The sequence below is a fragment of the Serratia sp. CY31944 genome (assembly GCF_052169175.1).
Classification (GTDB): domain Bacteria; phylum Pseudomonadota; class Gammaproteobacteria; order Enterobacterales; family Enterobacteriaceae; genus Serratia; species Serratia sarumanii.
Genome location: NZ_JBJNLG010000015.1, coordinates 49474 through 76249 on the forward strand (window position 1 = coordinate 49474; position 26776 = coordinate 76249).

Genomic DNA, 26776 nt, shown 5'->3' on the forward strand with positions numbered 1-26776 from the left:
AGAACGTTCAGGGCGGCGCGGTACGGGCGAAGCTTTCACGGGCGAACAGGCGTTCGGCCAGCTTGACCAGCGCCGGGCGCCCGACGCACCAGTTGGGCAGGATGCGGCGGAAATTCAGGTAGCCCAGCGCACAGCCGGTGGCGATATCCGCCAGCGTCAGCCGCTCGGCATTGAGCCACGTTTTGTCCCACGCCAGCGCCTCCAGCGCATCCAACCCGTGCGTCAGTTTGTCACGCTGGCGCAGCATCCAGTTTTCGTCCTGTTTTTCCGGCGCGCGCCGGCTTTCGCGAAACAGGGTCGCCGCCGCTTCGGTCACGCCATCCGCCAGCGCCGCCACCTGGCGGACGCGCAGCGCGGCGGCGCGTTCGGCCGGCAAAAACGCCGGCTCCACCGTCAGCAGTTCGAGGTATTCGGCCACCACCGGCGAGTCGTAAAACACCTCGCCGTCATCGGCGATCAGCACCGGCACCTTGCCAAGCGGGTTCAACGCCTTCACCCGGCTGCCGGGCTCATACGGCGGATCGTTGACGAATTCGAACGCGATCCCTTTTTCCAGCAGCATCACGGAAATCTTGCGCACAAAGGGGCTGGTATAACTACCGATAAGCTTCATCCGGTCTCCTCCGCTTCGTCCTGGCCACAGCGCGGCGCCCTTACTTCACCGCCAGGGTATCGATAATCCGCTGCACCAGCGCCTGATGCACTTCCGGCGTTTTGGCCGGCGACAGCATTTGCAGCGTCACCACCCGCTTGTTGAACACCGTCAACACCAGCGTGGAGACCACCTTTTGCCCGTTGACGGTCTGCTCGGTATCCACCCGGCGAAACTTCTGTTTGCCGACGCTGAAGTTCTCTTCTTTGGTGGTCTGGATATTCTGATAGCGCTCGGCCAGCACCGTGATGGCGCTCTGCGCCAGCTCTTTCAGCATTTTGTCGCTGGTGTTGAGCTTCATGCCGTCCGGCGGGATCACTTCGGAAGAGACCGCGCTCTGGCGCGACTTGCCGTCGAGAAAACGCTGAATGGTGGAGGTGCTGTCGTTGATGATGCCGCTGTTCAGCGTTTGATCGCTAAAGCCCGGCGGCAGCTCGAAGGTGATTTTGCCCTTCTGCAGCGACACGTTCAGCCCCGGCGGCGCGGGCGGGGTTTCTACCGGCGCAGGCGGCGGCGGTGGCGCGGGCTGCGTCACGGTCGGCTTGGTGTCCGGTGGCGGCACCGCCGGTTTGGTGTCGTCTTTGTTGTCGCAGGCCGCCAGTCCGACCGCCAGCACGGCGACCGCGGTCAGTTTTGCCAGAGTGTTTAACATCGTGGTTCCTTTCGCTTGGCGCGTTATGGCCTAAACGTAGCAACTCGTCCGGGCGAATGCCAGAAGCCCGTGCTGAAATTGCTGGTCCGGCCCCGCGCGAACGGGGCCGGGCGGTTACTCCGCCGGGAACAGGAACGGATTGATGCTGCTGCGGCCGAAGCCTTCTTCTTCCATGCGGGCGTCCAGCACCAGCGAAGCCAGATCGTCGGCCACCGCTTCGACCTGCGGGTCTTTTTCCTGATACAGGATCTTCAGGTAAGTGCCGCAGTCGCCGCAGCTTTCCGCCTTCACCGCCGCCTGCTCGCTGTCCAGCGACCAGTAGTTGAGATCGCGGGTCTGCTCGCAGTTGCTGCACTTCACCCGCACCACGTGCCATTCGCTTTCGCACAGGTTGCAGTGCAGGTAGCGCAGGCCGTTGACGGTGCCGATGTGCACCATGCTGGAGACCGGGATGCTGCCGCACACCGGGCAGAATTGGCGCTGCTCGCCGTATTCGGCGCGCGCCTTGCCGGGGATCAGGCTGGCCATCTGCGCCCAATAGAGCGACAGCGCGGCCCAGAGGAACGGCGCCTTCTCGCTGCCCACCTTGCCGAACTCGCGGTTGAGCAAGGCGTCGGCCATCAGCTCCAGCTCGTGCGCCGAGGCTTTCTCCAGGTTGTCCAGCACCGCCAGGATATGCTCCGGCGCCTGCGGGCGCAGCTCGGCGATCAGCGACGCCAGCAGCTTGCGCCAGTGCTCGCTGCGCGGGAACACGCTCAGATCGAGCGGCGGTTTGCCGCTGGCGGCACCCTGCGCCAGCGCTTCGCTAAGATCGAGCTGCAGCGGATTATCGTGCAGCGCATGCTGCTGCGCCTGCGCCAGCTCGGCGGCGAAGTTCAGATAGTCGCCCAGCGGATTGTCGACCGCCAGCTGACGCAGGCGATCGGCGCGGCGGCTGTACAGGCTTTTCAGGTTGGCGAAAAGTAACGGCGGGATGTTCTCCGCCGTTGAGGACTTCTCACGCTGTGCCCCTAACTGCTCTTTAGGAACGATGCGGATACTCATCAGGGTTTATCTTCCTGTCGTTTCTCGCGGACCTCGCGGTACCAGCGCGGATGATGTTTCTTGGCCCAGGCCGCCGGCACCCAGCCTTCCACCATCGCGGTAATGGTGCCTTTTACCCACAATGCGGCGTAAATGTGCACCATAATCACGATGATAAGGCCGACCGCGGCCAGCGAATGCACCAGCAGCGCGATGCGGATCAGCGGGATGGAGAACGACGGCGCAAAATACGGCCGCCAGATCACCACGCCGCTGGCCAGCAGCAGCACCAGGCTGATAATCGCCGCCCAGAACACGCACTTCTGGCCGAAATTATAGCGCCCGGTGTCACCCACTTCCTCGTTCATGGCGATTTTGTGGATGTTCTTGGCCCAGACGATATCTTCCCGGTTGATCAGGTTATGCTTCCAGTAGCGCAGGAACATCAGCAGGAACGCGGCAAACATGATCACCCCGACAAACGGGTGCAGAATGCGCGCCAGCTGCGGCGTCCCGAAGATGTTCATCAGCCAGTTGAAGGAGGGGAAGAAGAACCCCAGCCCGCTGATGGCGGCGAACACAAAGCAGAACGCCACGATCCAGTGGTTGATGCGCTCCGGTGCGCTGTAACGCTGAATGGGCTTTTCCTTTCTCATTTGCGCGTCTCCTCGTCATGCGACTCGTCGTGCTCGTCCTCATCTTCGACGCGGTTAGGCCCGACGCCGACATAGTGGAACACGCTGGCCGCGAAGGTGGCGGCAAAGCCGATGGCCGCCAGGGGTTTCCACACGCCCTTCCAGAAGGTCACCGCCGGGCTGATGCTCGGGTTGTCCGGCAATCCGTGGTACAGCTGCGGTTTGTCGGCGTGGTGCAGCACGTACATCACGTGCGTGCCGCCCACCCCCGCCGGATCATACAGACCGGCGTTCTGGTAGCCGCGGGTGTTCAGCTCGCTGACGCGATCCGCCGCCACCTGCTTCATCGCTTCCTTGGTGCCGAAGTGAATGGCGCCGGTCGGGCAGGTTTTCACGCAGGCCGGTTCCTGGCCGACGTCCACGCGGTCGACGCACAGGGTGCACTTGTACACCCGGTTGTCGTCCTTGTTCATGCGCGGCACGTCGAACGGGCAGCCGGCGATGCAGTAGCCGCAGCCGATGCAGTGCTCGGACTGGAAGTCGACGATGCCGTTGGCGTACTGAATGATCGCGCCTTCCGACGGGCAGGCCTTCAGGCAGCCCGGATCGGCGCAGTGCATGCAGCCATCCTTGCGGATCAGCCATTCCAGCTTGCCGTTTTCCTCCACCTCGGAGAAGCGCATCACCGTCCACGACTTGGCGGTCAGATCGGCGGGGTTATCGTACACCCCGACGTTGTGCCCCACTTCGTCGCGGATGTCGTTCCATTCGGAACAGGCCACCTGACAGGCCTTGCAGCCGATACAGGTGGTGACATCGATCAGTTTGGCCACTTCTTCCTGGTGGTCACGGGCGCGCGGCGCCGGCGTGAAACCATTGGTGGCGGATTTACGAATGATGTCTTGAGATTGCATGGCCATAATTCGTCTCCGTTACACCTTTTCCACGTTGACCAGGAACGCCTTGAACTCCGGCGTTTGCGTATTGGCGTCGCCGACGAACGGCGTCAGCGTGTTGGCGATAAAGCCTTTCTTCGCCACCCCTTCGTAACCCCAGTGGATCGGGATGCCGATGGTGTCGACTTCCTGGCCGTGCACCTGCAGCGTGCGAATACGCTTGGTCACCACCGCCTTGGCCTTGATGTAGCCGCGGTTGGAGCTGACCTTCACGGTATCGCCGTGCTTGATGCCTTTTTTCTCCGCCAGCTTCTCGCCGATCTCCACAAACTGCTCAGGCTGCGCGATGGCGTTCAGCAACGCGTGCTTGGTCCAGTAGTGGAAGTGCTCGGTCAGACGATAGGTGGTGCCGACGTACGGGAACTTGTCGGATTTGCCCATCGCCGCCAGATCGTCCTTGAACACGCGCGCCGCCGGGTTGGACACCACGTTCGGGTGCAGCGGGTTGGTGCCGAGCGGCGTTTCGAACGGCTCGTAGTGTTCAGGGAACGGCCCTTCCGCCATCTTGTCGGTGGCGAACAGGCGGCCCATGCCTTCCGGCTGCATGATGAACGGCCCGACGTCGCTGCCCGGCGCGGCGGTGCTGTAGTCCGGGATATCGGCCCCGACCCACTTGGCGCCGTCCCACTCCAGCAGCTGGCGTTTCGGATCCCACGGTTTACCCTGCGGATCCGCCGAGGCGCGGTTATACAGGATGCGGCGGTTGAGCGGCCATGCCCAGGCCCAGCCCAGCGTATTGCCGAGGCCGGACGGATCGGCGTTGTCGCGCCGCGCCATCTGGTTGCCGGCCGGCGTCCAGCTGCCGGCGAAGATCCAGCAGCCGCTGGCGGTGGTGCCGTCGTCGCGCAGCTGCGCGAACGAGCTGAGCAGCTCGCCTTTTTTCACCAGCACCTTGCCGTCGGCATCCAGCAGATCCGCCAGCGCCTTGCCGTTGTTTTCCTGCGCCACCTCTTCCGGCGCCGGGTTGTCCGGCGTCAGGTAGTCCCAGGTCATGTTCAGCACCTGTTCCGGCACCGCACCGCCGTCGCGCGCATACATCTCGCGCAGGCGGCTGAAGATGCCCGCCAGGATCTCGCCGTCGTTCAGCGCTTCGCCCGGGGCGTCCGCGCCTTTCCAGTGCCACTGCAGCCAGCGGCCGGAGTTGACGATCGAGCCGTTCTCTTCGGCGAAGCAGGTGGACGGCAGGCGGAACACTTCGGTCTGGATCTGCGCAGGATCCACCTCGTTGAACTCGCCGTGGTTCTGCCAGAAGTTGGAGGTCTCGGTGTTCAACGGATCGATGGTCACCAGGAACTTCAGCTTGGACAGCGAAGCCACCACCTTGTTTTTGTTCGGGAACGACGCCACCGGGTTAAAGCCCTGGCAGAAGTAGCCGTTGACCTTGCCCTGCGCCATCATCTCGAAGTACTGCAGCACGTCGTAGCCTTTGTCCCACTTCGGCAACCAGTCAAAGCCCCAGCTGTTATCCTTCTGCGCCTTGTCGCCGTAGAAGGTCTTCATCATGCTGACGAAGAATTTCGGGTAGTTACCCCAGTAGTTAACCTGGCCCGGCAGCAGCGCCTTCGGCGTGTTGGCCTTCAGGTAGGTGTCGAGATCGGTCTGTTTCTCCGACGGCAGCGTCAGGTAGCCCGGCAGGCTCTGCGACAGCAGGCCGAGATCGGTCAGACCCTGAATGTTGGAGTGGCCGCGCAGCGCGTTGACGCCGCCGCCCGCCATGCCCATGTTGCCGAGCAGCAGTTGGATCATCGCCATGGTGCGGATGTTCTGCGCGCCGACCGAGTGCTGAGTCCAGCCCAGGGCGTACAGGAACGAAGCGGTTTTATCCGCGACGCAGGTTTCGGCGATGTATTCGCACACCTTGAGGAAATCGTCCTTCGGCGTGCCGCAGATGTTGGTCACCACGTCAGGCGTGTAGCGGCTCACGTGCTGTTTCAGCATGTTCCACACGCAGCGCGGATCCTGCAGCGTGACGTCGCGCTTGGCGAAGCCGTTCTCGTCGAACTGGTAGTTCCAGGTGGTTTTGTCGTACTTGCGGTTTTCCGCGTCGTAGCCGCTGAACAAGCCGTCTTCGAAGGCAAAATCTTCCCGCACCAGCAGGCTGGCGTTGGTGTAGGCCTCGACGTACTCGCGGTTAAACTTGTTGTTGGTCATCAGATACAGCAACACGCCCGACAGGAAAGCGATGTCGGTCCCGGAGCGGATCGGCGTGTAGAAGTCCGCCACCGATGCGGTTCGGGTAAAGCGCGGATCGATCACGATCAGCTTGGCATTGTTGTGTATTTTGGCTTCCATCGCCCAGCGGAACCCCACCGGATGCGCTTCCGCCGCATTACCGCCCATGACGATAATCAAATTCGCGTTCTTGATATCAACCCAGTGGTTGGTCATCGCACCGCGACCAAATGTTGGAGCAAGACTTGCTACCGTTGGTCCGTGTCAGACACGCGCCTGGTTGTCTACGGCAAGCATGCCGAGAGCGCGACTAAATTTTTGCGACAGAAAACCGGTTTCGTTGCTGGCGGCCGAGGCGCACAGCATGCCGGTGGTCAGCCAACGGTTGACGGTAACGCCCTGGTCGTTGGTTTTGATGAAGTTGGCGTCGCGGTCTTCTTTCACCAGCTTGGCGATGCGGGTGAAGGCGTCGTCCCAGCTGATGCGTTGCCATTTGTCCGATCCTGGCGCCCGGTATTCCGGATACTTGAGGCGGCTTTCGCTGTGGATGAAGTCAACCAGGCCGGCGCCTTTCGGGCAAAGCGCGCCGCGGTTTACCGGATGATCCGGATCCCCTTCGATATGGAAAATGCTTTCTTTGGCGTTTTTGGCGCCATCACCAAGGCTGTACATCAACAGCCCACAGCCGACGGAACAATACGTACAGGTATTACGGGTCTCGCGGGCGCGCAGCAGTTTGTACTGCCGGGTTTCCGCCAACGCCACTTCGGGGGCAAAGCCCAGCGCGGCCACCGTCGTTCCTGCCATACCGCCAGCGCAGATCTTAAAGAACTGCCTTCTGCTGACCTGCATGGGGGTCTCCTTTACTCTCGATTGTCACATTGTTCAAAAGCGCCTGCCCGCTAGCGCGGCAAACGCGAATGTCACTGTTGTTATGCTTGCTACGAACGCCGGCCATATTACCACAGCGTGCTTGTGGTTGTTACACACTCGTGCTCATTCAGTGAACGCTTTGGCACATTTCGATACATTTCGGCGTTGGCGCTCCCTACAGTATAGAGAGTAACCCGCGCGCCGGGGCGACGGCTTCACGCAGCCATCCGCCCCTTCTTCTATCAGTAGGTTAGCGCAGCGATTTGATCGTTAACCACACAGTTCACAGGGCATTGATAATCATTTTCAATATCATTTAATTAACTATAATGATCCGACTGCTTACGCGGTGCTCACGCTTTGCGCCGCCCATACACCACTGGAGATGATGATTATGAGTTATTCACTGCCATCCCTGCCGTACGCTTACGACGCACTGGAACCGCATTTCGACAAGCAGACGATGGAAATCCATCACACCAAACACCATCAGACCTACGTCAACAACGCCAACACCGTGCTGGAAGCCTACCCTGAGCTGGCCAAATACAGCGTTGAAGAGCTGATCCAGGATCTGGATAAAGTGCCTGCCGACAAACGCACCTTCATGCGCAACAACGCCGGCGGCCACGCCAACCACAGCTTCTTCTGGAAAAACCTGAAAACCGGCACCACGCTGGGCGGCGATCTGAAAGCGGCCATCGAGCGCGATTTCGGCAGCGTTGAGAAATTCCAGGAAGAGTTCGAGAAAGCCGCTGCCACCCGCTTCGGTTCCGGTTGGGCCTGGCTGGTGCTGAAAGACGGCAAACTGGCCGTGGTGTCTACCGCTAACCAGGACAGCCCGCTGATGGGCGAAGCGGTCGCCGGCGCTTCCGGTTTCCCAATTATCGGCCTGGACGTGTGGGAACACGCTTACTACCTGAAATATCAGAACAAACGTCCTGACTACATCAAGGCGTTCTGGAACGTGGTCAACTGGGATGAAGCCGCCGCACGCTTCGCCGCGAAGAAGTAATTCGCCCCCGTTGATGAAGATGCCCGCCACCGGCGGGTATTTTTTTGCCTGAAATCCGCTAAAGTTTGACCACGTCTTGCCGATGGTTTGTTCAATTGACGTTCGCCCGGAGAAGGAAAAAACGCTATGGCGGCATTGCAAGCATTGGCAGGAAAGTTCACTCATCTCACCGTAGGTAAAAAGCTCGGTCTCGGCTTCGCACTGTTGCTGCTGTTGGCGGTCATCATCGCTGGCACCGGGGCGCAATATCTGCATATCATCGAATCACGCGCCGATCGCATCGACTTCAGCAACCGGCTGAACGAAGAGATCAACCAGGCCAAATACAACCGCGCCATGTACGGCCAGACCTACCGGCCGGAGTATATTCAGAACAACCGCGCCAATATTGAAAACGCCGTCAAACTGATAGACCACGGGCAGGCGCTGGACTGGGATGCCCAGAGCCGCAAGGATCTGCAGCGTCTGGTGACGCTGATCGGGGAATATCAGCAACAGCAAAAAGAGTTTGAACAGGCGGTCACGGCGAAAGACACGGTGCGCCAGAGCTGGAACATGTCGGAAGTGCAGGCCAGCCTGAGCCAGGTGGAGCGCCAGCTGACCAACGGCGATCTGCAGTTGGCCTTCATCCAGCTGAACCAGAAGCTGACCCAGGTGCGCTACGGCGCGCGCGGCCTGCTGCTGAGCCTGAACAAGGAAACCGAAGCCCCGCTGATGGCGGCCATCGACGATGCGCGCGACGCGGCCAATGCCTTGAGCCGCCGGGTCAGCGACGCGCAGCGCCCGCAGCTGCAACCGCTGCTGGCCGCGCTGGACGATTACAAAAACCGCATCGCGGCCTACCTGCCGGCCTATGAGCACGAACAGCAAATCAGCCGGCGGCTCGGCGAACGCGCGCAGGCGATCGGCATGCTGGTGAACGCCTTTATGCAGGACGAGCTGGCGCAGACCCACAATGATATCAATCTGGCGCAGCTGCAGATGGGCATCACCACGCTGATCGCCATCATCGCCGGGGTGCTTATCGCCTGGCGCATCACCCTGCAGATCACCCGTCCGCTGCACAGCACGCTGGCCATGGCGGAACGCATCGCCGGCGGCGACCTGCGCCAGGCGCAGACCAGCACCCGGCGCGACGAGCTGGGGCAGTTGCTGAACGCGGTGGCGGCGATGAGCCAAAACCTGCGCACCATGATTGAGAAGATCCAGATGGGGGTCAGCCAGGTCTCCACCGCCTCGGCGGAAATCGCCGCCGGCAACACCGACCTCTCCTCACGCACCGAACAGCAGGCGGCGGCGGTCGAGGAAACCGCCGCCAGCATGGAACAGCTGACCGCCACGGTAAAACAGAACGCCGACAACGCCCATCACGCCAATCAGCTGGCCACCGACGCCTCGCAGACCGCGCAGCAGGGCGGCAAGCTGGTGGTAAACGTGGTCAGCACCATGCGCGATATTTCCAGCAGTTCGCAGCGTATCGCCGAAATTACCACCCTGATCAACGGTATTGCCTTCCAAACCAATATCCTGGCGCTCAACGCCGCGGTGGAAGCGGCGCGCGCCGGCGAACAGGGCCGCGGCTTCTCGGTGGTCGCCAGCGAAGTGCGCAGCCTGGCGAGCCGCAGCGCCCAGGCGGCCAAGGAGATCGAAGGGCTGATCGCCGAATCGGTCAGCCGGGTGAAAACCGGCACCGAACTGGTGGAAAGCACCGGCAACACCATGGAACAGATCGTCCGCTCGGTTACCCACGTGCGCGACATCATGGCCGAGATCGCCGCCGCCTCCGATGAACAGACACGCGGCATCGCCCAGATTGGCCAGGCAATCGTCGAGATGGACCACACCACCCAGCAGAACGCCGCGCTGGTGGAAGAGTCCGCCGCCGCCGCCGATTCGCTGGAAGAACAGGCCGATATGCTGCTGCAGAGCGTCTCGGTGTTCCGTTTGGCGGAGCAGACCGAACCCGCCGCCGTGAAAGCCGCCGCGCCGAAAGCGCCGGCGGTAAAACCCGCGGCCGCCAACGCCGCAGCGGAAGAGAACTGGACCACCTTCTGACGCCCCGCCGCCCGCCCGAGGATTTTCGGGCGGGTTGTTATGTCCCCCCGGCGCAACTCAGGCTATGCTGAGCCTTCGACGCGAGACACGGAGGCGCACATGCATCACCCAGACGTTTACATCGGCAGCATCCAACCCTATGAAGGCGGGCGCCCCAGCGCCATCGCCAAACGCCAGGTGGATGGCGCCATCCGGCTCACGCCGCTCGGCCTGGAAGGCGACGAGCAGGCGGAAAAAAGCTATCACGGCGGGCCGGACCGCGCGCTGTGCCACTACCCGCGCGAGCATTACGCCCACTGGCGCGCGCAGTTTCCGGCGCAGGCCGAGCAATTTTGCGCCCCGGCCTTCGGCGAGAATATCTCCACCGAAGGGCTGACCGAACACAATGTGTTTATGGGAGACATTTTCCGCTGGGGCGAGGCGCTGATCCAGGTCACCCAGCCGCGCTCGCCGTGCTTCAAGCTCAATTATCACTTCGCCATCGAGGACATTTCGGTGCTGATGCAGCAAAGCGGCCGCTGCGGCTGGCTGTATCGGGTGGTGTCGCCGGGCGCGGTCAGCGGCGATCGTCCGCTGGCGCTGGCGGCGCGCAACAGTGATGTGTCGGTGGCCGAAGCCATCGCCATCGCCTGGCATATGCCGTTCGACGCGGAACAGTATCGCCGCCTGTTGGCGGTCGCCGGCCTCTCCGCCAGCTGGAGCAAGACCATGCTCACGCGGCTTGCCGAAGGGCACCTTGAGGACTTCAACCGCCGCCTGCTCGGCCGTTGAAAGCGCGGGCGGAAAAGATGAAAAACGTGCGCCGAATGCCGCGTTAACCCTGTTCTTCCGCCTATACTGTAGCCGCGTGTTTTTCAGCCAGGAGCCAGGTAATGACCACCCCGACCCATTCGATTCATCACGCCGCCGCCGAGGGCTATCAGGCCAATGCCGATCGCTATATGAAAGGCCGGCCGGATTATCCGCCGGAAATCGCCGCCTGGCTGCGCGAGACTATCGGCCTGCACGCCGGCATGACGGTCATCGATCTCGGCGCCGGCACCGGCAAGTTCACCCCGCGCCTGCTGGAAACCGGCGCTCAGGCGATCGCCGTCGAACCGGTGCCGCAAATGCTGGAAAAACTGTCGGCGGCGCTGCCGCAGGTGAAGACGCTGGCGGGCACCGCCGAGGCGATCCCGTTGCCGGACGAGTCGGTCGATGCGGTAGTGTGCGCCCAATCCTTCCACTGGTTCGCCACGCCGCAGGCGCTGGCGGAGATCCGGCGCATTCTCAAACCCGGCGGCAAACTCGGTCTGGTGTGGAACATGCGCGATGCGCGCGTCGGCTGGGTGCGTAAACTGAATCAGATCGTCGATCGCCACGAAGGCGATGCGCCGCGTTTCTATACCGGCGAATGGCGCAAGTTCTTCCCGTTCAAAGGCTTTGAACCGCTGCAGGAGCAGGTCTTTATGTTGAGCCACCGGGGCGCGGTGGAGGACGTGATCTACAACCGGGTGCGTTCAACCAGCTTTATCGCCGCGCTGCCGCAGCCGCAACAGGAGCAGGTTATCGATCAATTGCGCCAGCTGGTGGCGGAAGAAGAGGAGCTACGGGGCCAGGACACGGTCACCGTGCCCTATCAGACCAAGGCGTATTTCACCACCAAGGTCTGACGCCCGGGGGTTCAGAACGCTTTCTTGGCGTAACCGGTGACCGCTTTCAGGCCCATCTCGCGGCCCAGCGCGGTCATTGGATGCACCACGATCAGCCCGCGCGCGCTTTTCTTCAGCGCGCCCATGTCGGCCTGCTCTTTCTTGGTGATTTCGCGGCTGAACGGCAGCTTGCTCAGCTTCTGCGCTTCGGCGCTCAGCTTCTCGCCGCGCACGTTTTTCAGGCGCTCGATCTCCGTCGCCAGCTTCTCTTTCTCTTTGGTGTGCTGCGCAATCAACTCAGGGTTGCCCTGTTGGATCACGGTGGCGTCTTTGTGGTTCAAGGCGTCCAGCAGGTCGCTCAGGCGCTTGATCTCTGCCTTTTCTTTCTCTTTCATGGTCTCTGGCCCGTTGTGCCCAAAATGGCACGCTAATCAATGATACCGGCATTGTAGCAAAAGGCGCGCGCCGTTACCCGTCCTGCGCAATGCCGGGCGGCAGGCCGCTCATCTCGCAGGCCCTGGCGCCGAGCCGGGCCAACGCCTGGGTGTAGCGCGCGTTGAACGGGTAGCAACAGGAGAGCCGCAGCGCGTTGCGGTAGCGCCCGCTGGGGGAATACAGGGTGCCCGGCGTCAAACAGATCTGCTCTTCCAGCAGTTGGTGGAACAGCGCCACGCTGTCCACGCCGGGAGGGAATTCGACCCAAAACACGAAGCCGCCCGCCGGCTGCGTGGCCAGCGTGCCGCGCGGGAAATGCCGGGCGATCAGCGCCCGCGCCTCGTCTACCTGCGCCGCATAGCGCTTGCGCAGGTTGCGCAAATGGTGATCGTAACCGCCGCTCTCCAGGAAGGTCGCCAGCGTTTCCGACAGCAGCTGCGACTCGGACATCGACGACACCGCCTTCAGCTTGCGCAACGCCTCGTGAAAGCGGCCGCCGCAGATCCAGCCGACGCGAAAATCCGGCGCCAGCGTTTTGGTGAAGCTGGAGCAAAACAGCACCCAGCCGTCGCGATCGAACGCCTTCACCGCCGGCGACAGCGCGCCGCCGAACTGGATCTCGGCATACAGCCCGTCTTCAATCAACGGCACCTGATGATCGTTCATCAGCCGCGCCAGCCGCTTTTTCGCCGCCAGCGGCATGGTGCAGCCCAGCGGGTTTTGCACCGTCGGCATGGCAATCACCGCGTTCAGCCGTTTCTCGTTCAATAGCAGCTCCAGCGCGTCCAGCGACAGCCCCAGCTGCGGATCGGTGGGGATTTCCAGCGCTTTCAGCCCCAGGCTGGCCAGCAGCGGCAGCAGGTAGAAGTAGGTCGGTGACTCCAGCCCGACGCAGTCGCCCGGTTTGGTGGTGACGCGCAGCGCCAGCTGCAACGCCTCCATGCAGCCGTGGGTCAGCACCACGTCGCCCGGCTCCAGCAGCATGCCCAGCGTCATCGAACGGCGGGCGATCTGCTGACGCAGCCGCAGGCTGCCGGGCGGCAACGAATACTGTCCGATCAGATCCGGTTGACGGCGCAGCTGAGTGGACAGCATGCGCCCCAGCTTGCCGCCGGGATAAAAATCGCTGGTCTGCGGGCAGGCCAGCGCAATGTTGGTGAAGGCCGGATTCTGCTGGGCGGCGAACACGGTATCGATCAGCGCCAGCACGTCGTCCGCCGGCGGTTCGATGCGGCCGCTGGGCGCCGAGGCCATCTTCAGCGCCGGCAGCGTGCTGCGGACATAAAACCCCGATTGTGGCCGCGCTTCGATCAGCCCGCGATCCTCCAGCGTGCGGTAAGCCGACACCACGGTATTAATGCTGACGCGATGGGTTTGCGCACAGCGCCGCACCGAAGGCAAGCGGTCGCCGGGCAGCAGCGTGCCGCGGCGAATGGCCTCGGCCAGCGTATCCGCCAGCTGCAGGTAACGGGTATCCGGGGTTTCATCGAGCAGGGTCACAGTTTCTCTCCAGGCAATGGGTACAGTTTACATTTTGCACAACTGTAACCATAACAATATCCAATTTGTGGTTCTGTCACCACCCCATCGCAGCGATTATGCTGATCCTCTCGTTATTACCGTCATTTTCAAGGAACCTGCCATGCTGGACTCCGCCTTTGTCAGCTACGTCACCGTCATGTCGATTACCCCCGGCCCCAACAACCTGCTGCTGGCCTCGTCGGGCGTCAACTTCGGCCTGCGCCGCACCCTGCCGATGCTGTTCGGCATCGGCGCCGGCTGCGCGGTGCAGTTGGCTATCATTATCCCGCTGCTGGCGCTGGCGCTGAGCTGGGCCGGCGTCATCCGCTTCCCGCTGGCGGTGATCGGCTGCGCCTACCTGCTGTGGCTGTCATGGAAACTGTTCAAGGCGGCCTCGCCGGACGCCAAAGAGCAGGTGAGGCCAATGAGTTTCCTCAACGGCGCGCTGTTTCAGGCGGTCAACCCCAAGGCCTGGCTGATGGTGATCAACGTGGCGATCCTGTTCACCCCGCGCGAAGGCGCCACCTTCTTCCATACGCTGAGCGTCATCGCAGGTTTCGTCGTGCTGAATTTACCCTGTGTGCTGCTGTGGGCGGTGCTGGGCGACCGGTTGCGCAACGCGCTCCAGGTCGCCTGGAAGCTGCGCGCGTTTAACGGCGTCATGTCCGGCCTGATGGCCGCCACCGCGCTGTGGTTGCTGTTCGACGAGTGGCGCGCGGCCTTTGCTTAGCCGCGGCCGAGAGGAGAGAGTCGGGAAGGTTGTTTGGCGCCGATGCCGGCGATCAGATCGGTAATGGACAGCACCATGGTGGAGCGCACCATCTGCTGATAGCGCTGACGCTGCATGGCGATCAGCGCTTCATCCGCTTCGCCCGGCTGCAGGAAGGTCGGCGCCGGCGGCAGCGCGGCCACGCAGTGCAGCTCGCCGAACGGCCCGAGGATTTCGTCGTCGACGAAGCGGTATTCCGCACCGTCGTGATTCAGCTCTTCGCGCATCGCCATCAGCAGCTCGGCGTCTTCATATTCGTGGCGGGAGATCACCCCCAGCCCATACATCAGCTTCAGGCGCACCGACAGCTCCCCCAGCGGGCCGCTGCCGGACAATAGCGGTTCGACGGCATATTTCACCGCATAGTCGTCCTTGCGGAATACCTGCACCACCAGCACGTTGAGCGCTTCCGCCAGCAGCTCTACCGCCGCGATCAGGAAACTGCGCACCGTTTTGCCCGCGTTCAGCTTTTCCAGAACCTGATTTTCAAATGCCTGTGCTTCTTCCATCATCGCTTTTCGAAAGGCGTGGGGAGGGCCGTCGATGTCGAACTCGGATTGCAGGAGCGCAGCAAGCTGCGCTCGGGTGTTCATCATCACGATTCTACTTGTGCATGGCGTTATACACAGCAACGGCCTCTTCTACAACCTCGCTTTCCGCCGGCAGGCCGGAAATTTGCGCCAGCGCGGCTTTCGGCCCGAGCGTGTTCAGCAATTCCGCCAACTCCTGCGCCTGCGGATCCTGTTCGCTGCGGTAGCTCATGGCGGCGGCGATGCCCTGGATCAGGTTGGCGTGCGGCAGGCCGTATTCCAGCGTGCCCAGCAGCGGTTTGATCAGGCGATCGCCGGCGCTCAGTTTGCGCAGCGGCTGGCGCCCCACGCGCTCGACGTCGTCGTGCAGATACGGGTTTTCGAAGCGGCCGAGGATTTTGTTGATGTAGGCGGCGTGCTTGTCGGCGTCGAAGCCGTAGCGCTTGATCAGCACCGCACCGCTCTCTTCCATCGCTCCTTTCACCACGCGGCGGATCGCCGGGTCGAGAATGGCGTCGCGAATGGTTTGCAGCCCGGCCCGTTGGCCAAGGTAGGCGGTGATGGCGTGGCCGGTATTGAGGGTGAACAACTTGCGCTCGACGAACGCCATCAGGTTATCGGTCAGCTCCATGCCGGCGATCGCCGGAGGCTGGCCCTTGAACTGGGTCTGATCGACGATCCATTCGCTGAAGGTTTCCACCGTCACTTCCAGCGGATCGCTGCTGTCCGCCGGCGGCACGATGCGGTCGACCGCCGAATCGACGAAGCCGACGTGCTGCTCAACCCATGCCTGCTCGTCCTGCGGCAGCGCAGCGAACACATGCTGCTTCAGCTGGCTGGTGCCGCGCACCATGTTCTCGCAGGCGATGATATTCAGCGGCTGCGCATTGCCCTGCTGATGACGCAGCACCAGCCCTTTGGCGATCGTGCCGGCGATTTTGCCGAGAATTTGCGGGCCAACGGCAGTGGTCACCAGATCCGCCTCGGCGATCAGCGCCACCGCCGCCTCGCTGCCGCTGTTGACGGCGCTGACGTTGTTGACGCTCTCCACGCGTTCTTGCTCGCCCACCACGTGCACCTGATAACTTTTACGGCTGTTCAACAGATCCAGCACCGTTTGATTGACGTCGGCGAAGGTCAGCTCAACCCCGGCGTCCGCCAGCAGCTTGCCGATAAAACCGCGGCCGATGTTCCCTGCGCCAAAATGTAATGCTTTCATAACTCTACCTTCTTAATGTCGAAGGGTGCAGCAAGCTGCACCCTTTAAAATGATTCCGTTATCCGGCTTTTTTGCCGCCGAGCAGGTCCAGCACTTCCTGCACGCTGGTGGTATTCGCCAGCCGCTCGATCACGCTCTCGTCATCCAGCGCGTTGGTCAGGCTGGTGATCACCTGAATATGCTCGTTGTTGCGCGCGGCGATGCCGATCACCAGACGGGCCACTTCATCCTCTTCCTCGCCGAAGCGCACGCCCTGCGGGTACTGGCAGAAAACCACGCCGGTGCGCAGCACCCGGTCTTTGGCCTCAATGGTGCCGTGCGGCACGGCGATCGACTCGCCCAGGTAGGTGGAGGTGAGTTTCTCGCGCTCCAGCATCGCCGGCACGTACTCCGCCTCGACGTAGCCGCCTTTCACCAGCTGCTCGCCGGCGAAGCGGATCGCCTGCTCTTTGTCGCTGGCCTGCAGGTTAAGGAACACGTTGCTCTCGCTCAGCTTGAACAGGTTCGATTCACCGGCTTCGAAGCTGTCGTCCAGCGCGCCCAGTACCTTCTGCTGGTTGTCGCTGGTTTTGTTGGCCGCCAGCAAACGGTCGACCAAATCGCTGTACAGCTTGCTGTCGAGGAAGTTGGTCAGCGAGATGTGCTGGGCCTGCGGCGCGTGGCGCATCGCACGCTCGGTCAGATCGCGGTGGGTGATCACCAGATCAACATCGTCCGGCAGGCTGTTGATGGCGCTGTTGGTCACCGAGATGTTCTTCAGCCCGGCGTCGGCCACTTTCTTGCGCAGCACCCCGGCGCCCATGGCGCTGGAACCCATGCCCGCATCGCAGGCGACGATGATTTTGCGCACGGTGCTCAGATCGCCGTCGACCGATGCCGGCGTCGCCGCGCCGCCTTTGGACTGCGATTTCATCTCTTGCATGCGACGGGTCGCGGCTTCCAGATCGTCATCCTCTTTCACCTTGGAGGTTTTCAGCAGGAAAGCGGACACCACGAAGGAAACGGCAAAGGCTGCGCACACCGCCGCAATGTTGGCGAAGTAGGCGCCTTTCGGGGTCATCGCCAGCACTGCCAGGATCGAACCCGGAGAAGCCGGAGAAACCAGGCCGCCGTTCAGCATCGTCAGGGTGAAGACGCCGGTCATGCCGCCCAGGATCACCGCCAGCAGCAGGCGTGGGTTCATCAGCACGTAAGGGAAGTAGATTTCGTGGATGCCACCCAGGAAGTGAATGATTGCCGCACCGCCGGCGGATTGCTTGGCGCTGCCGCGGCCGAAGAACATGTAGGCCATCAGTACGCCCATGCCCGGGCCTGGGTTGGCTTCGATCAGGAAGAATACCGACTTGCCGACTTCCGTGGCCTGCTGGATACCCAGCGGCGAGAAGATGCCGTGGTTGATGGCGTTATTCAGGAACAGGATTTTCGCCGGTTCAACGAAGATGGACGCCAGTGGCAGCAGGTTGTTCTTCACCATCACGTGCACGCCCGCCGCCAGCAGCTTGGAGAGCACCTCCACCAGCGGCCCGATACCCAGGAAAGCCAGGATCGCCAGCAGCATGCCGATGATGCCGGCGGAGAAGTTGTTCACCAGCATTTCAAAACCGCTTTTGATCTTGCCGTCCACCCAGCGGTCAAAGTGCTTGATAGCCCAGCCGCCCAGCGGACCGGCGATCATCGAGCCGAGGAACATCGGCATGTCGGCGCCGACGATGACGCCCATGGTGGTGATAGCGCCGACCACACCGCCGCGCTCGCCGCCCACCAGCCGCCCGCCGGTATAACCGATCAGCAATGGCAGCAGGTAGGTGATCATCGGGCCGACCAGCTTGGCTAAGGTTTCATTCGGCAGCCAGCCGGTTGGAATGAATAGCGCGGTGATAATCCCCCAGGCGATAAAGGCGCCGATGTTGGGCATCACCATGTTGCTCAGGAAGCGGCCAAAGTTTTGTACTTTAACCTTGATGTCTGGTGAAAACATAAAACACACCCCTATTGTTACGCGCTGACAATAGAGCGCGTGATTATTGTTGTGACGATCCAGCCGTGTTGCCGCTGTATGCGAAACGGACTCTATCACGCTGTTTTTGTCACGCGAACTTCACGGATTTTTTGTGACACAAATCACATACAACACCCCAACAAACCACCATTTCTAGTGATAAAGATCACACTTATGGCGTGTAAAAAAAGCACAGTGAGAAAAAAATCGCCTGAAAACCCATAATAAAGTGATGTTGATCACATTTTTAAATTGATAGTTTGTTTTTAAATTGTGATAAGCATCACAATTTATTTTCAACTGCGGCGCCGATCGCGACGCTCTGTTTGATCATCCCTGTGAGCATTCATCCCGCCGGGAACTAGCGAAGTGATGAATGAAAGAAAACTACATTGCCGAATGAATGGATTAATTGAAGTGTAGTACAGAAGCCTGCGCAATAAACCAGCAAGCTATTGGAAACGCTGAGGGGAAATAAAACGGGCCGGCAATGCCGGCCCGTATGTCGTGAATGCGGTGCGTTATTGCGTCACGCTTTGAACGGCTTTCTGCGCATTCAGCAGGTTCTGCTGCTTGGCCACCAGATTCGACATCATGGTGTTGTACTGCGCCACCTGCTGCGCGGTGCGGAACTGCACGCCGTTGTTGTTGAAGCTGACCTGGTTGCCCTGGCTCTGCAGGAAATCGCCAACCTGCACCAGATCCTGCACGAAGCCGGCGGTGGTCGGGATCGCCGGCATCAAGGCGTTGGCCGGTGCGGTAACGATCTTGTCATAGGCCTGGTTGTACACCGCCTTCAGATCGTCGGGCTGCTTCAGCGCCGCGCGGGCGGTATCCGCCTGCGATTTAGCGGACTGGATCTGCTGGCCCAGCAGGTTCAACGCGCCGACCGATTGCTGCAGCGCGTCGCGTTTGTTCAGGTAGTCCTGCGCGGTGCGGATCTGGTTAATCTGATCCAGCGCCGGCGTCAGGCTGGCGCCGACCGACTTGGACAGCTGCTGCGAAAACCCGACCAAAATCGCGTAATCGCCGGCATAGTTGCCGAACTTCTGCTTCTGGTCTTCGCTCAGCGTGGGGATGTTCGCCCCGCTGCGCATCACGGTATTCTGTAAGTAATCGATGAATGCTTTGCGCTGTTCCGGCTCTTTATCGCCGCAGGCGGTCAATTGCATGACCACCAACAATGCCAATACCGGTGCCAACCAACGCGCGAAACCTCTGCTCTGGATCCCTACCGCCATGTGACATAACTCCTGTTATAAACCTGCTTTTTCATTGGACTCCGCCCCTTTTTCCGCACTCCGTGCGCCTATAAGAATAGATCAACTGGCGGCATTCCGATACGCGCTTCCGCTTGCGATGAGCATTGCCCCGGCCGGATGCGGTTGAAAATCGTGCGCAAAACGTACTGAGGTTCATTGCCGTCGGCGACCGGACGCTTCAATTTCCCCAAGTCGCCCCCCAAGTCGCCCCCCAAGTCGCCCCCCAAGTCGCCAGGCGACCTTGCCTTCGCACCCAGGAAACGGAAATAAAAAAAGCGCCCGCAGGCGCCTTTTCACAGCAGAGAGACCGCTTACTGCAACACGGAGATATCCGCCACCTGCAGGAACAGTTCGCGCAGCTTGCTCAACAGCGTCAGACGGTTCACGCGCACTTCCGCATCGTCCGCCATGACCATCACGTTGTCGAAGAACGCATCCACCGGCTCGCGCAGCGCAGCCAGCTCCACCAGCGCTTCCTGGTAGTTGCCCGCCGCGAAGTACGGCTGCAGCTTGTCGCGCAGCACCACCAGGTGAGTCGCCAACTGAATTTCCGCTGCATCCTTCAGCACCGAGGCGCGCACGCTGTCGTTCAGCGTTTCGGTAGACTTGGCCAGAATATTGGAGACGCGTTTGTTGGCCGCAGCCAGCGCCGCCGCCGCTTCCAGCGTACGGAAGTGGGAGACCGCCTTGACGCGCGCGTCGAAGTCGGCCGGCTTGGTCGGACGGCGCGCCAGCACCGCCTGAATGGTATCGACAGCGTGGCCTTCTTCCTGATACCAGGCGCGGAAGCGGCCCAGCATGAACTCCACCACCTCGTCGACCACCTTGGCGTTGGTCAGCTTGCTGCCGTACAGGCGCACGGCCTCTTCGGTCAGGGTCTGCAGATCCAGCGGCAGGTTTTTCTCGACGATGATGCGCAATACGCCCAGCGCGGCGCGGCGCAGCGCGAACGGGTCTTTATCGCCTTTCGGGTGCTGCCCGATGCCGAAGATGCCGGCCAGGGTGTCCATCTTGTCGGCGATCGCCAGGGAACAGGCTACCAGCGACTGCGGCAGCGCATCGCCGGCGTAGCGCGGCTGATACTGCTCGTTCAGCGCAACGGCGACGTCTTCCGCCTCACCGTCGTGGCGCGCGTAGTGCATGCCCATCACGCCCTGGGTGTCGGTGAATTCGAACACCATGTTGGTCATCAGGTCGCACTTCGACAGCAGGCCCGCGCGGGTGGCGTGGTTGACGTCGGCGCCGATCTGGCCGGCAACCCAGCCCGCCAGCGCCTGAATGCGGTCGGTCTTGTCGCGCAGGGTGCCCAGCTGCTGTTGGAACAGCACGGTTTCCAGGCGCGGCAGGTTGTCTTCCAGGCGTTTCTTGCGGTCGGTGTTGAAGAAGAACTCGGCGTCGGCCAGACGCGGACGCACCACTTTCTCGTTACCGGAGATGATCTGCTGCGGGTCTTTCGACTCGATGTTGGCCACGAAGATAAAGTTCGGCAGCAGTTTGCCCGCGGCGTCGTACACCGGGAAATACTTCTGGTCGCCCTTCATGGTGTACACCAGAGCTTCCGCCGGCACCGCCAGGAATTTCTCTTCGAATTTGGCGGTCAGCACCACCGGCCATTCCACCAGCGAGGCCACTTCTTCCAGCAGGCTGTCGCTCAGATCGGCCTTGCCGCCAATCTTCTGCGCCGCCAGCTCGGCGTCGCGCTTGATGAGGGCTTTACGCGCTTCATAATCGGCGACCACTTTGCCGCGCTCCAGCAGGATCTGCGGGTATTGGTCGGCGTTGTCGAGGGTGAACTCGGCTTCGCCCATGAAGCGGTGGCCGCGCACGGTGCGCGCAGAGTCGATGCCCAGCACGGTGCCCGGGATCAGATCGGCGCCCAGCAGCATCGTGACGGTGTGCACCGGACGCACGAACTGCACGTCGGAGTCGCCCCAACGCATCAGTTTCGGAATCGGCAGTTTAGCCAGCGCGGTGCTGACCATGCCGGCCAGCAGCGCCTGCGCCGACTGGCCTTTGACGTGGGCGCGGTACATCAACCACTCGCCCTTGTCGGTCACCAGGCGTTCAGCCTGATCGACGGTGATGCCGCAGCCGCGCGCCCAGCCTTCGGCCGCTTTGCTCGGTTTGCCTTCGGCGTCGAACGCCTGGGCGATCGCCGGGCCGCGTTTTTCAATTTCGCGATCGGCCTGCGCCGCGCTCAGGTTGGCCACTTTCAGCGCCAGACGGCGCGGTGCGGCGAACCAGCTCACGTCACCGTGTTCCAGGCCGGCGTTGTCCAGCTCGGCGGTGAAGTTGGCGGCGAAAGATTCCGCCAGGGAACGAAGAGCCTTCGGCGGCAGCTCTTCCGTGCCGATTTCCACCAGGAAAGTCTGTTGAGTCATGGCTGCCTCTTAGTTCTCGTTCTTCTTGTTGCACATCGGGAAGCCCAGCGCTTCGCGGGAAGCGTAGTAGGCTTCGGCAACGGCTTTGGTCAGCGTGCGGATGCGCAGAATGTAGCGTTGACGCTCGGTCACCGAAATCGCCTTGCGCGCGTCCAGCAGGTTGAAGGTATGGCCCGCCTTCAGGATGCGTTCGTAGGCCGGCAGCGGCAGCGGTTTTTCCAGCGCCAGCAGCGATTGGGCTTCTTTCTCGTACTGCTCGAAGCAGGAGAACAGGAAGTCGACATCGGCGTATTCGAAGTTGTAGGTGGACTGCTCCACTTCGTTCTGGTGGAACACGTCGCCGTAGGTGGTGACGCCCAGCGGGCCGTTACTCCACACCAGATCATATACGCTGTCCACGCCCTGGATGTACATCGCCAGGCGCTCCAGGCCGTAGGTGATCTCGCCGGTCACCGGCTTGCACTCCAGGCCGCCGACCTGCTGGAAGTAGGTGAACTGCGTCACTTCCATGCCGTTCAGCCACACTTCCCAACCCAGGCCCCAGGCGCCGAGCGTCGGGTTTTCCCAGTTGTCTTCCACGAAGCGAATGTCGTGGATGGTCGGATCCAGACCCAGCTCTTTCAGCGAGCCCAGGTAGAGTTCCTGAATGTTGTCCGGCGATGGCTTAATCACCACCTGGAACTGGTAGTAGTGCTGCAGACGGTTCGGGTTTTCACCGTAGCGGCCGTCGGTCGGGCGGCGGGATGGCTGCACATAGGCGGCGGCCATCGGCTCCGGCCCCAGTGCGCGCAGGCACGTCATCGGGTGTGAGGTTCCCGCGCCGACTTCCATGTCCAATGGTTGAACGATGGTGCAGCCCTGGCGCGCCCAATAATCCTGCAGTGTCAGGATCAGGCCCTGGAAGGTCTTGGTATCAAACTTTTGCATGTTGAATTCGCACGCGATACAAGTGGATTTAGATGGAATGCGCCAGTATACCCTTTGACCGTAAGATATACAGCCAGAATCCGGCAACAAGTGCGAATCGGGACGAGAAGCGCTGGATTTTCCCGCGGCGGGCGCAGCGGGAAGGACAACACGCCGGCCGGTTACCTTGCCGTTCAGAAAGACATACCCGGCACACACATTAGATACCCTTAACAAAAATATCACTCACCGCCGTTTAAATAGTCAATTGGCTGAACGCTACTTCCCTCTTCATCGACCAAATTTAAGCTGATTTACGTGCGTATATCCTTATATTTCCCACGAGATAAAGTTGCACCAATGTTATTTTTGTTAATTTTATCAACTAAAAAACTCGCTTCATCGAGAGATAATGTGATCAAGTGCCAGATTATTTCTTATATCGTGAAAAATAAGGCGATATCGCGCGGCGTGCCGACGCGTTGGGTATGGAAGGAATGGCCATGGATGAAATACGGCGCTAACGGGCCACAGAAACAAATTGACAGTTAATCTTTGGTTATACAATAATAAATAAAATTTTCCCTGGTGTTGGCCAAGTGGCTACCTGATCCTTTCATAGGATCAGTTTTTTTTTGTATTTCCGCCAACGTCACTGCGGCCCGCATAATTCCCCCCAGGCCGCCTTTCGCATAAATCCCTTATCAGACCTTATGGCTTATCCTGATCCTGCGCCCTTGAACGCGCCGATGGCCAATTCAAAAACGCGCGCTGACGCCGACGTTATACATAAACTGCTCGCCGCTGCTCAGCCCGCCGGTTTGCGAGACGGTGGCGAAGGCCGATACCCTGTCCGTCAACGGCATGTTGGCCCCCAACGTGACATCCACCCAGTTTTTGTCCTGGCCCGCACTGTCGCGGGTGAACGAGGTTTGCGTCGATTTCAGGCCGCCGCCGGCGCGGTAGACGTCGTCGCCGAACTGGTGCTGATAACTCACTTCCGCATAAGGGTTAAACACGCCGAATTGCGTATCCAGCCGCCAGCCCAACGCGCCGATCTGCGAGTGGTAGGTTTGATCGTTGAAGCGCATGGCGGTGCTGTCATCGCCATCTTCGCTGTAGCCGGAAACGCGGCTGTAATCCCAGGCGAACTGCGCCACCGGCCCGGTGGTCAGGTAAGAAGCGATCGGGAAGTCATAGCCGGCGGTCACGCGCGCGCCCCACTGCCTGCCGGTGGTCGAACCGGTTTCGGTGCGCGTCAGCGGCCCCAGTCGCAGGCTGCGGCGGATGTCGTCATAATCCATCGTCGCATAGTGCAAATCGGCGTTGACCCAGCCCTGCTCGAATATCGCCAGTGAACTGAAAGCCGACAGCAGCAGCCCGCGCGCCTTGTAATCAAAGCGGCTTGAAGGATGTTGATCGTCGTTGGAACCGGCGATCAACGCGCCGATCAGCCAGCCGTCGGTCAGCTGATAGTCCACCCCGACGGTCAGGTTGTGGGTGGTGGCGTTGCCGTCCCCCGCCGCCCGGTTATCGGCATAGTCATAGTGCTGGCCGGCGTAACCGCCGAACACGCCCAGCGAACCCTGCGGGTTTTCGCCGTGGCGCAGCTGCTGGAAGCGGCTGTCGAGCGTGGCGCGGCTGTCGCGCGCCATCGCCGCGGTCGCCTGATTCAGCGCCACCACCTGCGCCGGGCCATCCAACACCGCCTGGATATAATCCGCAATCAGCAGGTGCGCCTGCGGGCTCGGGTGGAAATGGTCGGAGAACAGATAGGACTGGCCGGCGTCGAAGCCGGGCATATCGGAGCTGCAGACCGCCGAGGAAACGCCCGGCGGGCAAGCCATGCCGGCGGTGTTGGCGAAGCCGAACTGCGCCGGATTGGCGATCGCTTCGGCGAACAGCTTGTTGACGTCCACCCGCACGATATTGCCGCCGCCCTGCGCCAGCAAAAGGTCTTCACTTTGATTATAGAAATCGGTCAGCTGGGCGGCCTGCGCGCTCAGGCTGTCATACGCCGCAATAAGCTGCGTGGCGATCGCCTGCTGCACCTGAGGAATGGCGCTGCCCTGCTTCGCCGCGGCGGCCAACGCCGCATGAATCGCCTGCGTGCGTGAAGCGTTGTCCGGCGTCGCCACCGAATTAAGCGTGGCATAGGCCGCCTGGATCGCCGCTCCCTGCACCGGCGACAGCGCCTGTTGAATGATCAATTCCATCAGCTGCGGCGTGGAGCCGATGTTCGGCACCGTCGGCACGATCACCGTGCCGGCGCCGGCGTTCAGCAGCGAATGCACCTGCGCGGCTGCCGCGGCGGCGCTGTTATAGGCCACGCCGGGCGCGGTAGCGGCATTTAATGCCGCCGCCGCCAGATCGTTGCCGCCGATCCAATGAACGTACAAACCGTCGCCGTCGGCCTGGCCGTTGACCCGGTTCAGATAGCGCTGCACCTGATCCTGGGTGTTGTCGGCCGGGTTCAGGCCCGGCACCGCCACGGCGCCGCCGGCGGCGTAGTTCTCACCGCCGTTGTCCGAAGCCACCAGCGCCGCCCCGATGCGTTGCGCCAACGCTTCGTCGTACAGCAGGTGCTGGTTACCGTCATAGGTGAACCGGCCGTTGTTGCCGGTATCGCTCAGGCTATCGCCAAAGACGTAGAGTTGATCGTACGCCTGAGCCGGAAGGGTCACACTGCAAAGCAACGCCACTGCAAGCGCCGCCGGGCGGGGCATGCACGTTATTTTTAGAGGCATGAATCGACTCCTGAGAGCCTGCAAATGAAGGCAATGTCGTTTTTATCGTTGGCCGGTTTTCCACCGGCCATGTAGTAACTATTGTCGGCTTTTTCGTCACGTCAAGCGGGCTGATGACAAAACAATCAGAGGCTTGCCAAGTTCGGCGCTTCGAGCGATGATTACTGTTCATAAATACAGCATAAGGACAGTCAGGATGGCAGACGAACGTTGCGGTTGGGTGACGGCCGATCCGTTGTATCTCGAGTATCACGACCAGGAATGGGGCGCGCCCACCACCGACGCGCGCGAGCTGTTTGAAATGCTGTGCCTCGAGGGGCAACAGGCCGGCCTTTCCTGGATCACCGTGCTGAAAAAGCGCGAGAACTACCGCCGCGCTTTCTACGGTTTCGATCCGCAGCGGGTCGCCGCCATGACCGAACAGGACGTGGAAAATCTGCTGCAGGACAGCGGCATCATCCGCCACCGCGGCAAGATAGAAGCCATCATCACCAACGCCAAAGCCTATCTGGCGATGGAGGCGGCCGGCGAGAATTTCGTTACCTTCATTTGGGACTTCGTCGGCGGCCAGCCGCAGCTCAACCGCTGGCAGGCGCTGAACCAGGTGCCGGCCAAAACCGAGCAGTCCGACGCCATGTCCAAGGCGCTGAAAAAACGCGGCTTCAAGTTTATCGGCTCCACCGTTTGTTACGCCTTCATGCAGGCCAGCGGGCTGGTGAACGATCATCTCACGGGATGCATGTGCTACCCAAAGCCACGGTGATCCGCCCCTGTGGCCCGGAGGATATCGACCGGCTGATGGCGCTATGGCTGCCCAGCACCATCGCCGCTCATCCGTTCGTGGCGGAAAAATACTGGCGTGAGAGCGCCGCGCTGGTGCGTGAAAACTACCTGCCGCGCGCGCAAAGCTGGGCCTGCTGGCATGACGACGAGATCGTCGGCTTTATCAGCGTGCTGGACGAACAGTTCATCGGCGCGCTGTTTGTCGAGCGGGCGTTTCACGGCCGCGGCGTCGCCCAGGCGCTGATGACGCACGTGCAGCAGCGCTACCGCCGGCTCAGCCTGGAGGTGTACCAGCAGAACCTGCGCGCCTGCGCGTTCTACCACAGGCACGGTTTTCAGGTGACGCAGCGCCTGTTCAATGATGAAACCCAGGCCTATACGCTGATCATGAACTGGCCGGCAGTCGAAAATTCAACCTGTTATGCTTAAAAAAGGCGCATCCGCACTCCGGATGCGCACAATTAAGAATCCGCTGCATAGCGCCGCCCGGCGTTTTACCGCATAACTCCCCCAGCACTTACCCGCGCTCATCATTTGTCACGTTTTTCTCCGGAACTGCC

Annotated in this window: 22 protein-coding genes; 7 read left to right on the top strand and 15 right to left on the bottom strand. The window is 61.3% G+C overall.

Going from position 1 to position 26776, the window contains the following annotated elements; all coding sequences use genetic code 11:
- Positions 1 to 7: 7 nt before the first annotated feature.
- From ACJ8IN_RS16090 to fdnG, 6 genes are all read right to left on the bottom strand, one after another.
- Positions 8 to 613, bottom strand: a complete 606-nt coding sequence (locus ACJ8IN_RS16090) for a glutathione S-transferase (protein ID WP_060424143.1) — start codon at positions 611 to 613, stop codon at positions 8 to 10.
- Positions 614 to 653: 40 nt separating this feature from the next.
- Positions 654 to 1304 (bottom strand): DcrB-related protein, encoded by a 651-nt coding sequence (locus tag ACJ8IN_RS16095; protein ID WP_033636562.1) that lies wholly within the window; start codon positions 1302 to 1304, stop codon positions 654 to 656.
- 114 nt (positions 1305 to 1418) lie between these two features.
- Complete coding sequence (gene fdhE / locus ACJ8IN_RS16100) at positions 1419 to 2348, bottom strand: formate dehydrogenase accessory protein FdhE (RefSeq protein ID WP_033649531.1); 930 nt, start codon at positions 2346 to 2348, stop codon at positions 1419 to 1421.
- Positions 2348 to 2983: a formate dehydrogenase cytochrome b556 subunit gene (gene fdoI, locus ACJ8IN_RS16105; protein ID WP_004934017.1), complete on the bottom strand. Its 636-nt coding sequence runs from the start codon at positions 2981 to 2983 to the stop codon at positions 2348 to 2350. Before fdoI ends, fdhE begins: the two co-directional genes overlap by 1 nt.
- Complete coding sequence (fdxH, locus tag ACJ8IN_RS16110; protein ID WP_004934014.1) at positions 2980 to 3882, bottom strand: formate dehydrogenase subunit beta; 903 nt, start codon at positions 3880 to 3882, stop codon at positions 2980 to 2982. Before fdxH ends, fdoI begins: the two co-directional genes overlap by 4 nt.
- A gap of 12 nt (positions 3883 to 3894) precedes the next feature.
- Positions 3895 to 6942 carry a formate dehydrogenase-N subunit alpha gene (gene fdnG, locus ACJ8IN_RS16115; protein WP_094887892.1) on the bottom strand — a complete coding sequence of 1016 codons (3048 nt, stop codon included), beginning with the start codon at positions 6940 to 6942 and terminating at the stop codon, positions 3895 to 3897.
- A gap of 415 nt (positions 6943 to 7357) precedes the next feature.
- Between fdnG and sodA the strand changes: the two genes are divergently transcribed.
- The 4 genes from sodA (at position 7358) to ACJ8IN_RS16135 (ending at position 11685) form a co-directional block, all read left to right on the top strand.
- Positions 7358 to 7978, top strand: a complete 621-nt coding sequence (gene sodA, locus ACJ8IN_RS16120; RefSeq protein ID WP_004934003.1) for a superoxide dismutase [Mn] — start codon at positions 7358 to 7360, stop codon at positions 7976 to 7978.
- Between the two features lie 126 nt (positions 7979 to 8104).
- On the top strand, positions 8105 to 10033 hold the full coding sequence (locus tag ACJ8IN_RS16125; RefSeq protein WP_060424140.1) for a methyl-accepting chemotaxis protein: 1929 nt from the start codon (positions 8105 to 8107) through the stop codon (positions 10031 to 10033).
- 99 nt (positions 10034 to 10132) lie between these two features.
- Positions 10133 to 10804 carry a 6-hydroxyaminopurine reductase gene (gene yiiM / locus ACJ8IN_RS16130; protein ID WP_033649535.1) on the top strand — a complete coding sequence of 224 codons (672 nt, stop codon included), beginning with the start codon at positions 10133 to 10135 and terminating at the stop codon, positions 10802 to 10804.
- A gap of 101 nt (positions 10805 to 10905) precedes the next feature.
- Positions 10906 to 11685, top strand: coding sequence for a class I SAM-dependent methyltransferase (locus ACJ8IN_RS16135; RefSeq protein ID WP_041037296.1), 780 nt, complete (start codon positions 10906 to 10908; stop codon positions 11683 to 11685).
- 11 nt (positions 11686 to 11696) lie between these two features.
- Here ACJ8IN_RS16135 and ACJ8IN_RS16140 read toward each other — a convergent pair whose 3' ends face one another.
- The gene (locus tag ACJ8IN_RS16140) at positions 11697 to 12059 is read right to left on the bottom strand and encodes a YibL family ribosome-associated protein (RefSeq protein ID WP_004933989.1); all 363 of its coding nucleotides are present in this window, start codon (positions 12057 to 12059) and stop codon (positions 11697 to 11699) included.
- Between the two features lie 73 nt (positions 12060 to 12132).
- Complete coding sequence (locus ACJ8IN_RS16145; protein ID WP_060424138.1) at positions 12133 to 13599, bottom strand: aminotransferase-like domain-containing protein; 1467 nt, start codon at positions 13597 to 13599, stop codon at positions 12133 to 12135.
- 142 nt (positions 13600 to 13741) lie between these two features.
- On the opposite strand from ACJ8IN_RS16145, the gene ACJ8IN_RS16150 reads away from it, so the two are divergent.
- On the top strand, positions 13742 to 14350 hold the full coding sequence (locus tag ACJ8IN_RS16150) for a LysE family translocator (RefSeq protein WP_033649537.1): 609 nt from the start codon (positions 13742 to 13744) through the stop codon (positions 14348 to 14350).
- Here ACJ8IN_RS16150 and ACJ8IN_RS16155 read toward each other — a convergent pair.
- From ACJ8IN_RS16155 to ACJ8IN_RS16185, 7 genes are all read right to left on the bottom strand, one after another.
- Positions 14347 to 14901 carry an MltR family transcriptional regulator gene (locus tag ACJ8IN_RS16155; RefSeq protein WP_033638634.1) on the bottom strand — a complete coding sequence of 185 codons (555 nt, stop codon included), beginning with the start codon at positions 14899 to 14901 and terminating at the stop codon, positions 14347 to 14349. The two genes, ACJ8IN_RS16150 and ACJ8IN_RS16155, sit on opposite strands and share 4 nt — an antisense overlap.
- A 91-nt stretch (positions 14902 to 14992) precedes the next feature.
- On the bottom strand, positions 14993 to 16138 hold the full coding sequence (locus ACJ8IN_RS16160; protein ID WP_033649538.1) for a mannitol-1-phosphate 5-dehydrogenase: 1146 nt from the start codon (positions 16136 to 16138) through the stop codon (positions 14993 to 14995).
- 58 nt (positions 16139 to 16196) lie between these two features.
- On the bottom strand, positions 16197 to 18116 hold the full coding sequence (locus tag ACJ8IN_RS16165) for a PTS mannitol transporter subunit IICBA (protein WP_041037303.1): 1920 nt from the start codon (positions 18114 to 18116) through the stop codon (positions 16197 to 16199).
- A 542-nt stretch (positions 18117 to 18658) separates the two neighbouring features.
- Complete coding sequence (locus tag ACJ8IN_RS16170; protein ID WP_033636551.1) at positions 18659 to 19378, bottom strand: DUF3053 domain-containing protein; 720 nt, start codon at positions 19376 to 19378, stop codon at positions 18659 to 18661.
- A gap of 332 nt (positions 19379 to 19710) precedes the next feature.
- Entirely contained in the window at positions 19711 to 21780 is a 2070-nt protein-coding gene (gene glyS / locus ACJ8IN_RS16175) for a glycine--tRNA ligase subunit beta (protein ID WP_033649541.1), read from the bottom strand.
- A 9-nt stretch (positions 21781 to 21789) separates the two neighbouring features.
- On the bottom strand, positions 21790 to 22707 hold the full coding sequence (gene glyQ / locus ACJ8IN_RS16180) for a glycine--tRNA ligase subunit alpha (RefSeq protein ID WP_004933966.1): 918 nt from the start codon (positions 22705 to 22707) through the stop codon (positions 21790 to 21792).
- 737 nt (positions 22708 to 23444) lie between these two features.
- Positions 23445 to 25433 (bottom strand): autotransporter outer membrane beta-barrel domain-containing protein, encoded by a 1989-nt coding sequence (locus tag ACJ8IN_RS16185; RefSeq protein ID WP_060424137.1) that lies wholly within the window; start codon positions 25431 to 25433, stop codon positions 23445 to 23447.
- A 196-nt stretch (positions 25434 to 25629) separates the two neighbouring features.
- Here ACJ8IN_RS16185 and ACJ8IN_RS16190 point away from each other — a divergent pair, with 196 nt between their 5' ends.
- Entirely contained in the window at positions 25630 to 26196 is a 567-nt protein-coding gene (locus ACJ8IN_RS16190) for a DNA-3-methyladenine glycosylase I (protein WP_060424135.1), read from the top strand.
- Positions 26193 to 26645, top strand: a complete 453-nt coding sequence (locus ACJ8IN_RS16195; protein WP_041037311.1) for an N-acetyltransferase — start codon at positions 26193 to 26195, stop codon at positions 26643 to 26645. Before ACJ8IN_RS16190 ends, ACJ8IN_RS16195 begins: the two co-directional genes overlap by 4 nt.
- The last annotated feature ends 131 nt before the right edge of the window (positions 26646 to 26776 follow it).